The following is a 12,057-nucleotide window of genomic DNA, read 5'->3' on the forward strand; positions in this document are numbered from 1 at the left end:
AGCTGGTCAATATTCCATCGGCGCCAACAGCCCGGCAGAGACCTGCGCTCCCAGCGTGCGGCTTCCCTCGGCGACTGAGAACCTAGACCGTCCGACAAGTTGAGCCGCTATGTCGTAAACGATGGAAGAGAACGTCGTCTTCTTGCCGCAGGCAACGAGGACGGGCGTTGACGACGATGGATTGTGAGCGTGCGCAATCGTCTGGGCGAGAGACGTCTTCCCTGCACCTCTGTCGCCGTAGATGAACACGTGCTTGCCGGGCGAAACGATCGCCTCTTCGATGCTCTCAAGCTGCTGACCCCGCCCAACCAGATGCTCGAAGCTGTCGATGGCGTCGGAAGGGCGAACGTAAGCCGCCATCACGCCCTCGAACTCCAGCCGCATCATTCCTTTGATCGCCATGGTCTTCCTTAGTGCCAGATCATTATCTGCCTGACTTGGAGCTCTGTGACGAGATGGACTTGGCCAAGACGACGTGGAGCATGCTCAAATCTTGCCTGATTTGCTTCCATGCTTCGAGGCCTTCCGCGCTTTTGACACGCGTGCCCGCGCTTTCTCAAACCGCGCCGCCAGCCGCACGGCGTAGGGGCGTTTGCGTAGACCTTGAGGGTCTGTGCGCCGACGCCACCACCGCACGAACAAGACGACGACAGCAGCAATGGCACCGATCGAGAAGTACGTCAGAACCATCGAAAGCGAGAACTGCAGATCCGGTGTCGAATGAGGCATTGATTCCCAGGTCAATCAACGGGTACGGCCCATCCAAGCACGGCCATGGCCGGGCGCCGGATTTCAGTCGTAGCCGTGGTCGCCATCGGCTTGAGAGCACGCCACCCGCTCAACTTGCACGGTTATGTGATGGATCTCAAAATCCTTGGCCATGGCTAATGCCACGGCTTGCGTGAGGACCTCCAGGTCCCCTTTCGGGCTTACCAAGTGAACGCTCAGGCTTGTTTTCCCGCTACTGATCGCCCAGACGTGCAAGTCGTGAATCGAATCGACGCCCTCCAGCGAGAGAAGCGTCTTCTCTATGACCGCAACGTCCACGCCCTCAGGCACCCCCTCAACAGGATGTTGATGCTTGCTCGCAGGAGGACCCACGTGCGGGGCAACACCCAAAGGCCGATGGCGACTGCGATCACCGTGTCGATCCAGGTCCAGCCGGTCAGCCATATCACGATTGCGCCCACGATCACGCCAAGCGAGCCGAGCATGTCGCTCCAGACCTCGAGGTATGCGCCTTTGACGTTTAGGCTCCCATCCTTGCCTGACGCAAGCAGTCGCATGCTGATCATGTTCACCACCAAGCCAACTGATGCAACCACCAGCATCGGCACGGAGTCGACCGAAGGCGGCGCACTGAATCGTTGCCACGCCTCGAACAGGATATAGAGCGCAACACCGAAGAGCAGAAGCGCATTGAACGCTGCTGCAAGTATTTCAAAGCGGTGGTAGCCAAATGTCCGTCGAGCATCAACCGGGCGCTTGGCGATCTGCATGGCTGCGAGCGCAATGGCGAGCGCAGCCGTGTCGGTGAACATGTGCGCCGCATCGGAAATGAGGGCCAGACTTCCCGTGATCACGCCACCGATCACCTCGGCGACCATGAACGCGGAAGTCAGCGCCAGGGCGATCCACAGGGAACGTTGATGGGGAGCGCCGGGCTTTCCCAGGGCGGGCGCGTGTGAATGGCCGCTTGACATAGGTGTTCAGATTCGATGTTGAAGGTGTCGGATCGACTCAACGCGGGCCGGCTGGTACCGAGGACAGAGGATAGATCGGTAGCTCGCAGCTCTCAACATTCGCTACAACCATATCACCAGCGGCGATCGACACGTCTGGACCGACTTTGACGATGTGCCAGTGTTGGCGTTGATCCAGGCGATAAGTCAGGGCTGCGTATCGGGAGCGCTGGAGTTCGGCTGCATCGGAGGCGCGCCTACAGTCGGTGTAGCCCGTTCTCTCGAGTTGATCGGCGCGTCCGACCTCGACGACCTGGGCAGTGCGCCATCCGTTCTGAAAGTCTTGGAATTTCTGGCCCCAGCCGGCGCAGCCAGCAAGGACGAGCAAACCCGGGCAAAGCATCACGGTGATTCTGAGAGGCCTTCGCGGTCGCCGCCACAACGCCGCTGCCGCGTCGCCGCCGGTGGCGCGGCAGCGAGCCGCATGGTTGGACGGGGATGATCGGTAAACGGCCTGCGGCAGGCGAGATACTTTCGACGAGGCGACAACTTCTACGTCGCACCGCTCAAATGCGGCGGGATGCACGCGAGCGCTGCGATTAGGCTGTTCGTCGATCTGAGGCCGCATATTGGACCAATCTAGCAGGTAAACGCCTCCGAGCGGCGAGCAGCAACATTACAAAGGCGTAATGTTGCGTCAGCTTGGCTCGGAAGCATCAGGGCCCCTACACCAACATTCTCAGATGACAGAAACGTAATCGCACGTCCGTCGGCGCGCGCTACGATGGAGAGATGCATCTCTTGGTGATCGAAGACGAGCTGAAGCTCGGTGACTACGTGCGCAAGGGCCTCACTGAAAGCGGGTTCAACGTAGATCTGTCGCGCGATGGTTCCGAGGGGCTGGGTATGGCTCTCACAGGAAACTACGACGCCATCGTCCTTGACGTGATGCTTCCGGGCATCGACGGCTTCAAGGTCCTGGAAGTGCTCCGGAAATCGTCGTCGACGCCGGTCTTGATGCTCACCGCGCGCGATGACGTCGCCGACAGGGTGAAGGGGCTGGAGAGTGGCGCTGACGACTACCTTGCCAAGCCTTTCGCCTTTTCGGAGCTGCTCGCTCGGATTCGTGCCTTACTGCGCCGTGGCTCGCTGCAAGAATCCACGCGCTTCGCGCTGGCGGATTTGCAACTGGATCTGACGACGCGGCGAGCTACCCGTGCCGGCAAACGGCTCGACCTGACTGCGAAAGAGTTCGCCCTGCTGTCGATCCTTCTGCGACGTCAGGGACAGGTGCTTTCCAGAGCGTTGCTGGCCGATCAGGTCTGGGACATGAATTTCGACAGCGAGACAAACGTGGTGGAGGTCGCCGTGCGACGGCTACGAGCCAAAATAGACGACCCCTTCGACGCCAAGCTGCTTCACACAGTGCGCGGCATGGGCTACGTGCTTGAAGTGCGCGACGACGATCCGCCGTGAAGACGAGGTCCATCCAGAGCACGCTTTCCCGCTGGTTCGCCATCCAGACGCTCGCGGGCTTGAGCATCGCATGCGTAGCTGTCTACGGCACGACGCGCTGGAGCTTCCAGCTCAAGCAGGAAGAAGAGTTCGAAAGGCACAACGAGCTGGTCCGTCATGTCGTGGCGGAAACCCGCACCCCTCCCAACATCGACCTGCTCCGGCACAAGCTGGATGACTATTTTCGGACGCATCCCGACATCAACGTGAGCCTGTGGGCAGGGAAGGATCGGATCTACTTTTCCCAACAGGCCGACGTCAAGGGCAACTGGATCTCTCACGCTCAGGCGCTGGAGGATCTGACCTTCGAAGGTAACCCTGTCGAGGTTCGCCTGACCCTTGACTCTACGGGCGATGACTTGTTGCTGCGACGGCTAGGATGGACCTTGGTGGCAGCTGCCAGCCTCGGTTCTCTGATTGTTGCGCTGACCGGCTCGCTCATTGTCCGCCGCGGGCTGAAGCCACTGAAGCTGCTTGCCGAACAGACAGCAAATGCAGGGCCAGCCCAACCCGGCGGGCGCATCGATGTGGAAACATTTGCCAGCGAACTGCAGCCATGGATCATGCAGTTCAACGCGCTTCTGGGCCGCGTTGAAGGCGCCTATGCGCAGCTCGAGGCATTCAATGCCGACGTGGCACACGAGCTTCGAACGCCGCTGGCGAACATGATTGCCCAGACCGAGATCGAACTTAGCCAACCTCGACCGATCGCGGCCTTGCGGGAAGCGTTGTCCTCGCAACTGGAGGAGGCACATCGGCTCTCGGCAATCGTCACAGACATGCTTTTCCTGTCCAAGGCCGACCGGGGCGCTCAAGCTCGACGGACGGCCCCTGTGAGCCTTGCAGACCAGGTCCGCGCGGTGGGCGAATTCCATGAAGCCGAACTTGAACAATCCAATCTGACGTTGGACATTGAAGGCGATGCGACGCTGCACGTTGATGTGGGCCTGCTGCGCCGCGCTCTGTCGAACCTTCTGAGCAACGCTATAAGGTATGCAAGGCCGGAGAGCCAGGTGCAGGTCGTCATCCGACGCGACCACGCGGAATTCACCATTGCCGTCGTCAACGAGGGCGATCAGGTCGACCCCGCCGCACTGCCGCATCTGTTCGAGCGCTTCTACCGGGCCGACAAATCACGCAGCGGCTCGTCCAGCCATCACGGACTCGGCCTGACGATCGTCGCCGCCATTGCACGCATGCATGGTGGAACCACGTTCGCAACCTCGGATCGAGGCATGACGCGCATTGGCTTCACCTTGGCGGATGCATCGGCTTAGAGGAACGAGGAAGCGGGCCGAGCACCGAAGCCCGACCCGCAGGCTCCCGGTGTTATCTGCTCTCGATCATGTCAGCCGGCCACGAGGCGCCGCGGCTGACGGAGTTCCAGGCCGGGTGCTTCATCACTGCGGCGAGTTCGGCCTGCACTTGCTCGCGCGTCTTCGGCGTTTCAGCGCTGGAGACGGGCCAGGGCGCGCCGCGGCTCATGGCGGTGCTCCAGCGCGGGTGCTTGGCTGCTTGGTTGAACTCAGCGATGACCTCGTCGCGTGCACGCGCGTTCGCATGATCCGGGTGGTAGGTGACGCCGGCCTCGGTCGGGGCGGGATGGTAGGGGCCGGCAGCGAAAACGGCAACGGGTGCCAATGCTGCTGCAGCAAATGCCGAGAGGGCAACGGCGGATCGAAGATAGCGAGTGGACATACTTGACTCCTTTAGGGTTGTAGTCCGATACCTGTTAGTCCCGGACAGAGAGCACTGTAAAAGTCCTTTCCTCCACCTTCCGTGCAGGATCATTACAACCGCGTCATTGAGCCGTAATAAACGGCGGCTAAGAAAATTCATTCGGTGGTCCTCTCGTCTACGAGGCATGGGCATCGTGCATATGGCCAAACAGTTCGGGTATACCCGCCCCCCGTAGTTCGAAGGCTGTGCGGAACCTAGCAAAGGGATAGTTGCCGATGGCTTGACGAACTTAGTCGAGTGTGCCGGAGCCAAGCTTCGACCATCGCCTTGTCGGGCAGATGGCACTACCGCGCGAGAGTTCTGCGATGACCCGCCAAGCGGCCGTCGCAGTGCATAGAGTGGAGGCAACAGCGCAAAGCCGCGCGGACCAGGTCGTCCCTACTCGCCAACACAGCAGTTGGCGTCGCTAGTTCATCATCGGTACGTGCTCTGCACAGGAAGTCTGCGACAATAAGGTTCGGGGCGGCGCTCGCCAGACTAGGCTGCGACTCAAGGGCAACATTGCCCTTCCTCGATTACCCCTAAGTTTGCCTGCCTCGAAAATTGATGAGTTCAGTATTCGCAGTGGTGGGCGCAAGGGGTACTTGGCGCTTCGACCGGAAAATCAGCGCCTTTGCTTCCCGTTTTCATCACTGCTCGTCAGTACTGATGAGCCGGACAGAATTCGCGTTCGCCAGCAATCCCTCATGGGAACGCAGGCCGTTTTCTAGGGCCTGGCAGTTGGCTGTGGGAGCGAAGCTGTGACGGGACCCGACAGCACGTGATGCGCAAAGTTGCCTGTAGACTTCCTAAAACGTTCCGAGCGACGGTTGCCAACAAATAGAAATAATGAGCGATACAAAGCAGGCAAAGAGTACGTCGGGTGACAAGGGCTCGGCCACGGCGGCCGGGCGACATAAAACGAAATTGACGTGGGCGCTCGCGCTGACGTGCAGTTTCATGGCTGTGGAAGTCATCGGAGGTTTGTGGACGGGCAGCTTGGCGTTGCTGGCAGACGCCGGACACATGCTCACCGATGCTGGCGGCTTGGCCCTGGCACTGCTGGCGATCCGATTTTCCGAGCGCCCGCGTACGCCGCAGATGACCTATGGCTATGTCCGCATGGAAGTGCTGTCCGCGCTGGCTAATGCCGTAGTGCTCCTGATGTTGACGCTCTACATCTTCTACGAAGCCTACCAGCGGTACTTGAATCCTCCCGACATTCTCGGTGGCCCCATGCTTGCGGTGGCAGCGGTCGGCCTGGTGGTGAACCTGATCAGCATGAAGCTCCTGTCCGCCGGCTCGCAAGAGAGCCTTAATGTGAAGGGCGCTTACTTCGAAGTGTTGGGAGACATGCTCGGTTCGCTGGGCGTTCTCGCAGCCGCAGGCATCGTGATCTTTACTGGCTGGAAACTCGCCGACCCTTTGATCGGCGCAGGGATCGGACTGCTCATCGTGCCGCGTACCTGGATACTGCTCAAGCAAGCGATCCACATCTTGATGGAGGGCACGCCGCCAGAAGTCGACGTCGCGCTTCTGGAGCGCACACTGCTCGCCATCCCGGCGGTGACAGAGGTGCGAGATCTGCATGTGTGGACCATTACCTCCGGGATCGACTCGATGAGCTGTCACTTGGTCGTCCAGGACACCGCAGATGCCAAGCTTGTGCTCAGTTTAGCGACTCAGGCAATGGCCACCCATTTCGGCTTGTCTCACACGACGATTGAGGTGGACAACGCAGAGAGCGCTATGGCCGAAGGAACGAAGATGCTCTGACTGGCGCGTCCGAGCGCTTGCAGACTCCACGTCCCCTTCGTTGTCACCCGCCAAAAAGCTCGCCAATTGGTATCGTGGCAACCACCTGAGAGCAGCGGCACTTGGCGCTGACGTCGACCACTCAACCGGCAGAGGAGAAGTTCATGGCAAGCAATACCGTTCCTACCTCGGTGCCTGCACCTCAAGGGCAAACCATGCTCGTGCAAGGCTCCTTGGAAACCGGAGCCATCCTGCTCCGGCCCGAGCAGGTGCCTCAAGCCGAGCAGGCACTTGCCGCGCTGGACTTCGCTTCGGTCCCATCCGGCGACATCATCAAGATCGGCCTCGGTGCAGAACAGGCTCTTCAGAAGACGCTCGATGGCTTTCTGGCGCGCCTCGATAAGAAGACCGCATCCAAGGTGTTCGCGCTCTTCGGACGCCTTGAAAAAGGTGTCGATGACGCCAAGCTGCCGGAAATCCTGGAGAAGATCCAACAGGGCGAGGCGCCGGGTTTCTTAGCAGGGCTGTTTGCCAAGGTCACTGGTCGCAAGCCCGAGGAAGCCTTTAGCGAGTTCATGCAGGAGGTTGGCGATTTGATCTCGAGCCGCACCCGAACGCTCGCTAACGAAATGGGTCGGCTGGAGGGCGAACTGTCCCGGGAAATGCAAACGCTATTTGGCGAACTGCAGGCACTGGAGACGCTCAAGCAGTCGTACGGTACGCATTTCGCCGGCTTTACCCTCGACGCCGCAGTGGCCCGGGCGTTTCTGAATAAAGCGCGCGATTACGTCGCGCAGCAGACGGTGGTAGCCGACCCTGCCGACGTTTCCGCCCAAGCACGGCTGCGCGAGCTTTCGGACAAGTTGGGGCTGCTCGAAAGTCGGGCTCTCGCGCTCGAAGGCACCTATACCCGGCTGCCAGCCGACCAGATGGTGATCCAGCAGATCGAAGCCGCTGGCATCGCGACGCTGCAGGAGACAGCCACCACGGTCTCCTCCCGCTTCGCGTCGATCAAGATGACCCTACTAGCCATCCACGGCGCCTTCGCGGTCAAGTCGGTGCAGCAGATCGCGGAGCGCCAGGCGCGCCTTGACCAGCAGCTGACGCAACTGCGCGGCCAAGCCAGCAAGGACGTGGCCGTCGCCGCGGCCAAGGCGCCCGGTGACAACCGCGTCGCACAGGCACAGCAGATTACTGCGATCATCACGCAGACGCGCGAGATTCACGAATTGGTGGAGACTGCCAAGCAGGAAACCGAAGCCAAGTTCAAGACGGCGCGACAGATGTTCGAGAAGTCTCGCGCCGAGCTCGCTGCACTTCGCAATGCATGACGACGACACCGGAGAAGCCATGCTCACACTGACTCTTGACAAGCCCGGCACCACACCGGCCCGCAAGCTGCAGCTCTCGCTCAATAAGGGTGCTGTGTTCAAGGTGACCGTTTCATGGCAGTGCGACGCCAGCCACCAGGACGACATCGACATCCACGCGCTCGAGGCACGCAACGGCGGCAGTGGCGCGAAAGTCTCGGCTCTGGAAGAGATTCTGTCGACCTACAACACGACGAAGATGAGTCCAAAGACCGGCGTGCTGGCCACCGCGGCCAACGGCTCCTTCGCCACGCTCTCAGGCGGGCTGCAGCACTCCGGCGACGTCCGGGTGCAAGGCAATGCCGAAACCATCGTCATCGATGGCTCGAAGCTTTCGGCGGCCGTCAACGAGATCCCCCTCTTCGCAACCGTCCACAAGGCCGAACATGGCGCAGGGCACGATGAGGGTGCAGTTGCCGAAGACGAAGCAGCCTTCGCCGACATTGCGGTCTGCACTGTCACCATCGCCGACGCGAGCGGGCGCGAACTGGGCGTCTATCAGCTGTCCAAGGAGTTCGGCGAATTCAACGTCGTGCAGCTGGGCAGCATCATGCACGGCGACAACGGCTGGGAGTACGCGCCCGTCGGCCGCGGCTTCACAGGTACGTTCAACGACGTCTTAGGCCACTTCTCCTGAGGTCAGCCCTTGCCACCCGCAAAGGACAAGTTGCGCCCGACGGTCATTGGCCACGCCGGTGCTTCGCTCCGGAAGGCCGCCGATAGCGCGGCTCTGCCTGAGCGAACGCCGACGCCGGCGAGTCGTGTCCCTGCGTCAACGGCAGTCGTGCGGCAGCCCACGGTCATACCAGGCGCCCAACGCAAGCGGATCGAGGTGACCATACACGATTTGCAAGCCCTGTCTCCGGGCGCTGACGCCGTGGTGTATAAGCAGGCACAAGCATGGGTTGGCGGGTTGGTTTTAGAAAGGGCTTCGCAGCGCAAGGCGATCCTGTGGGGGCATGACCTGCAGAAGGGGCACGCCGACCAAGTTGCCGAGATGCTTGCCCTTGCGCGCAGCCCGGTGCTGCGACAAGTGGAGGGCTACCTGGCGCGAATGATGGACATCCTTGAATCTATCGACCTGATGGCCGTCTGCGGACGTGGCGGCAAGGGCATCGTGGGCCGGCTGTTCCAAGGCGTGAACAACAGGATCGACACGCCAGGCGAGATGGCCGACGCGCAGGCCGAACTGGAGCAATTGCTTGCATTGATGGGTGCAGCGCTCGACGCGCTGCTGGATCTGAAGGATCGCTTGCTGCGCCTATCTAGGTCGATGGAAGAAACCGCGGGGCAGGTCGAAGCCGCTGCCATCGGCGCTCTGTTCCTGTCGGAGCGCCTTCACCCTGACAACGCCGCGATTGCGCAACGATTTGCCGAGCGCAGCATGAGCCTAACGCAAAGCCTTACGCTGATTCGGCAAGCCAGCTCCACCCGCGAGTTGCAGATCGCCCAGCCGATCCGCCTGATTGGCGCCATACAAAACGTGGCGCTGGTGGCCATGCCGTCGTTCATCGGAAGCCTCGCAATCGTCACCGCCCTCGCCGCCGGCAAGGCCGCGATCTCACCGACTGAAGCCGGCGAACTCGACTATCGGCTGCGCGACATCATCGACAAGTTGAAACCCTGAAAGAGGAATGCACATGAACAGCAAACTCTCATTGTGTCTGGAACAGTCGGCCGGCTCGCTCCGCTTGGCGCTTGACAAGGCCGGCGTAGTAGCAAACGTCAAGGCAGAAACCGCGGCGATTATCGATGTGTCGGGCTCGTTTGAGCACGAGCACAAGGAGGGCACGACGAGCATCCTGATCGAACGGCTCGTGCCCTTCTGCATGGTGCTCGACCCAGACCGCAGAATGGACGTCTTTACCTTCAGCTCCGGTGAGCGCAATGCTCAGTATGTTGGTGCAGTCACGCCTGACGACGCCCGAGACTACGTCACGCGCAACATCGTCGATCGAGTTCCGGGCTGGAACGGTGGCACGACCTACAGCTTCGTTCTGGAGCGCACGCTCGAGCACTTCGGGTGGAAGGTATGCGAAGAGGCGCACCGCTCATCCCAGGGGAAAGGCTTCCTCGGCCGGCTATTCGGCTGGTCGCCCAGCGGGCATGTACATGACATTCCGCACACGCACGAGAAGAGGCGTTCGCTGGTGCTCTTCATTACCGACGGCGAAAACGAGGGCAGCGACGAGGCTCGCACGATACGAGTTCTGGAGGAGTCTCAGAGGCGGGGTGACCAGGTCTACTTCCTATTCATCGGCGCCTGTGAGGACAAAGGCGTGACCTTCGAGTTCGTACGAAAAATAGCACGACGCTTCAAGAACACAGGCGTAGTGATAATTCGCGATCTCGAAGCCTTCGTGGCGCAGTCGGATGAAGAGCTGAATTCCGCGCTACTTGGCGCGGAACTGGTGGAGTGGCTCAAGTCATAGTCGGGAGCGGTTAGCGCCCGTACGCCCAGATGCACGCATCGTGCGGCATGGCGGTCATTGCTTGAAGATGCCCGCAGTCGCTCCTTCTGCGCAGCCTACAAACGGGCTTTCGGCGCCGCCATGACCGAGTGAAGCCGCCGCGGCTGTCCTGGGCAGGCGACACGAACCGGCCTTTTGATCCAGCGTGCCGGTCCATTCCTCCAACAGAGCATTTTCGCCAAATCACAGGTAAAGCCTAGCTGACCAAGCAGCCTATGAAGCTGCTCGACCTGCTATTTCTTCTTACTGCCCGTGTCTTGGTGACCGTGCTGATCCTTGTCTCCCGGCGTATGACCTTCGTGATCATGATGCTCGTTAGAGCCTTGCTTCTCTGCTGCAGGCACCGAGGTGTCTCGATGGCCATGCGGGTCGAGATCACCCGGCGTGTGCCCCGCATGATCGTGATGCGGTCCAGGTTTTTCCGTGGTTTGCTTAGTGGTCATGTTATGTCTCCAGGTTAAAAACCTACCATAGTCAGTGAGGCCTCACGCGTTCTGTCAGACAAGTCGCTCCGGCTCTGACAGCGAGCATCCTGAGCCCATGGAGATCCAACGGGGACGAGGAAATTAGGCAGGAATGAATTTCCCCTCATGACGCTCGAATGGAACAAAGGATCCGCATGGACCCGTCGTCGCCTGACATCATGCAGCAGCTGATGCAGCTGATGCAGCTGCTGAGCGCTTTGACGTGGCGTTCGAGAGGTGTACAAGGTTCAGGTCACGCGTTTTGCCGGCCCGTTCATCGTGGGTAAGCGCACGGTGAAGTCATCTTGATTGCGTGAGAGTCGGCAGGCATCGTGTCCGCGATGAATGATGTGGACGCAATAGATGGTGTGGTTAAGCGGGCGACCCGTCGCAAGCACAGCGCGCGGTTCAAGGCTGAGGTCCTTGAGGCGTGCCGGCAGCCGGATGCTTCTGCCGCGGCGATCGCGAGGCTGTACAACCTGAATGCGAATGTGGTGCACCGTTGGCGCGCTGACGATCGCAAGGCTGCGTTGACGCAGTCGACCGACGTTCCAACCTTGCCGATGCCCGACTTCATCGCGCTCGATGTGCAGCCCGAAGCCGAGAAGCCGGTGCGCGACATCCGCATCGAACTGAAGCGAGGCAACGCCACCGCAGTGGTGCACTGGCCGGTGGAATCGGCGTCGTCGTGCGCGGCCTGGCTGCGCGAGTGGCTGCGTTGATCCGCGTCGACGCCGTGTGGCTGGCCACCGAGCCGATCGACATGCGCGCTGGCACCGAGACGGCGCTGGCACGCGTCGTGAAGGTATTCGGCGCCGCGCATCCTCACCATGCCTACCTGTTCGCCAACCGACGGGCCAACCGCATGAAGGTCCTTGTACACGATGGCATCGGCATCTGGCTGTGCGCACGTCGGCTGAACCAGGGCCGGTTCCTCTGGGCCAACGCGAGCCTGGGCACGCAGATGGCGATGACGCGTGAGCAGCTCGACGCGCTTGTGCTCGGATTGCCCTGGCAGCGCGTCGGGGCAGCGGGTGTCATCACCGTGGTGTGATCGCACTGCAGCCGTGCAATTGCGGCA

At 60.9% G+C, this 12,057-nt stretch carries 12 protein-coding genes and 1 pseudogene; 9 read left to right on the forward strand and 4 right to left on the reverse strand.

All coding sequences use genetic code 11. The features are described from left to right. Positions 1-6 precede the first annotated feature (6 nt). Both ACSFA0_RS23845 and ACSFA0_RS23850 read right to left on the reverse strand, forming a co-directional pair. Positions 7-402: an ATP-binding protein gene (locus tag ACSFA0_RS23845; protein WP_435452745.1), complete on the reverse strand. Its 396-nt coding sequence runs from the start codon at positions 400-402 to the stop codon at positions 7-9. Between the two features lie 390 nt (positions 403-792). Continuing rightward, positions 793-1,703, reverse strand: a pseudogene (locus ACSFA0_RS23850) (cation diffusion facilitator family transporter). 771 nt (positions 1,704-2,474) lie between these two features. On the opposite strand from ACSFA0_RS23850, the gene ACSFA0_RS23855 reads away from it, so the two are divergent. Next, positions 2,475-3,158 (forward strand): heavy metal response regulator transcription factor, encoded by a 684-nt coding sequence (locus tag ACSFA0_RS23855; protein WP_435452746.1) that lies wholly within the window; start codon positions 2,475-2,477, stop codon positions 3,156-3,158. After that, complete coding sequence (locus ACSFA0_RS23860) at positions 3,155-4,474, forward strand: heavy metal sensor histidine kinase (protein WP_435452747.1); 1,320 nt, start codon at positions 3,155-3,157, stop codon at positions 4,472-4,474. Before ACSFA0_RS23855 ends, ACSFA0_RS23860 begins: the two co-directional genes overlap by 4 nt. Before the next feature lie 52 nt (positions 4,475-4,526). On the opposite strand, the gene ACSFA0_RS23865 is transcribed toward ACSFA0_RS23860, so the two are convergent. After that, entirely contained in the window at positions 4,527-4,895 is a 369-nt protein-coding gene (locus ACSFA0_RS23865) for a DUF4148 domain-containing protein (RefSeq protein WP_435452748.1), read from the reverse strand. Between the two features lie 870 nt (positions 4,896-5,765). On the opposite strand from ACSFA0_RS23865, the gene ACSFA0_RS23870 reads away from it, so the two are divergent. The 5 genes from ACSFA0_RS23870 (at position 5,766) to ACSFA0_RS23890 (ending at position 10,473) form a co-directional block, all read left to right on the forward strand. Continuing rightward, a complete protein-coding gene (locus ACSFA0_RS23870) occupies positions 5,766-6,692 on the forward strand; it encodes a cation diffusion facilitator family transporter (protein ID WP_435452749.1) in 927 nt (308 codons plus the stop codon). A gap of 143 nt (positions 6,693-6,835) precedes the next feature. After that, positions 6,836-8,002, forward strand: a complete 1,167-nt coding sequence (locus tag ACSFA0_RS23875) for a hypothetical protein (RefSeq protein WP_435452750.1) — start codon at positions 6,836-6,838, stop codon at positions 8,000-8,002. After that, on the forward strand, positions 7,995-8,678 hold the full coding sequence (locus ACSFA0_RS23880) for a TerD family protein (protein WP_435452751.1): 684 nt from the start codon (positions 7,995-7,997) through the stop codon (positions 8,676-8,678). Before ACSFA0_RS23875 ends, ACSFA0_RS23880 begins: the two co-directional genes overlap by 8 nt. Positions 8,679-8,888: 210 nt before the next feature. Next, entirely contained in the window at positions 8,889-9,668 is a 780-nt protein-coding gene (locus tag ACSFA0_RS23885) for a hypothetical protein (protein WP_435452752.1), read from the forward strand. A 13-nt stretch (positions 9,669-9,681) separates the two neighbouring features. After that, the gene (locus ACSFA0_RS23890) at positions 9,682-10,473 is read left to right on the forward strand and encodes a VWA domain-containing protein (RefSeq protein ID WP_435452753.1); all 792 of its coding nucleotides are present in this window, start codon (positions 9,682-9,684) and stop codon (positions 10,471-10,473) included. Positions 10,474-10,745: 272 nt separating this feature from the next. Here the strand turns inward: ACSFA0_RS23890 and ACSFA0_RS23895 are convergent, their stop codons facing one another. Further along, positions 10,746-10,955, reverse strand: a complete 210-nt coding sequence (locus tag ACSFA0_RS23895; RefSeq protein ID WP_435452754.1) for a hypothetical protein — start codon at positions 10,953-10,955, stop codon at positions 10,746-10,748. A 362-nt stretch (positions 10,956-11,317) separates the two neighbouring features. Here ACSFA0_RS23895 and ACSFA0_RS23900 point away from each other — a divergent pair, with 362 nt between their 5' ends. Then, the gene (locus tag ACSFA0_RS23900) at positions 11,318-11,698 is read left to right on the forward strand and encodes a transposase (protein ID WP_435452755.1); all 381 of its coding nucleotides are present in this window, start codon (positions 11,318-11,320) and stop codon (positions 11,696-11,698) included. Continuing rightward, positions 11,686-12,030, forward strand: coding sequence for an IS66 family insertion sequence element accessory protein TnpB (gene tnpB / locus ACSFA0_RS23905; RefSeq protein WP_435452756.1), 345 nt, complete (start codon positions 11,686-11,688; stop codon positions 12,028-12,030). Before ACSFA0_RS23900 ends, tnpB begins: the two co-directional genes overlap by 13 nt. Positions 12,031-12,057 lie beyond the last annotated feature (27 nt).

The sequence above is a fragment of the Variovorax restrictus genome (genome assembly GCF_051216715.1).
Classification (GTDB): Bacteria; Pseudomonadota; Gammaproteobacteria; order Burkholderiales; family Burkholderiaceae_C; genus Variovorax.

Excerpts from the sequence above, each read along its gene's own strand:
- ACSFA0_RS23895 (WP_435452754.1), bottom strand. The coding sequence starts at position 10,955 with ATGACCACTAAGCAAACCACGGAAAAACCTGGACCGCATCACGATCAT.
- ACSFA0_RS23865 (WP_435452748.1), bottom strand. The coding sequence starts at position 4,895 with ATGTCCACTCGCTATCTTCGATCCGCCGTTGCCCTCTCGGCATTTGCT.
- ACSFA0_RS23870 (WP_435452749.1), top strand. The coding sequence starts at position 5,766 with ATGAGCGATACAAAGCAGGCAAAGAGTACGTCGGGTGACAAGGGCTCG.
- ACSFA0_RS23855 (WP_435452746.1), top strand. The coding sequence starts at position 2,475 with ATGCATCTCTTGGTGATCGAAGACGAGCTGAAGCTCGGTGACTACGTG.
- ACSFA0_RS23880 (WP_435452751.1), top strand. The coding sequence starts at position 7,995 with ATGCATGACGACGACACCGGAGAAGCCATGCTCACACTGACTCTTGAC.
- ACSFA0_RS23890 (WP_435452753.1), top strand. The coding sequence starts at position 9,682 with ATGAACAGCAAACTCTCATTGTGTCTGGAACAGTCGGCCGGCTCGCTC.
- ACSFA0_RS23900 (WP_435452755.1), top strand. The coding sequence starts at position 11,318 with ATGAATGATGTGGACGCAATAGATGGTGTGGTTAAGCGGGCGACCCGT.
- ACSFA0_RS23845 (WP_435452745.1), bottom strand. The coding sequence starts at position 402 with ATGGCGATCAAAGGAATGATGCGGCTGGAGTTCGAGGGCGTGATGGCG.
- ACSFA0_RS23875 (WP_435452750.1), top strand. The coding sequence starts at position 6,836 with ATGGCAAGCAATACCGTTCCTACCTCGGTGCCTGCACCTCAAGGGCAA.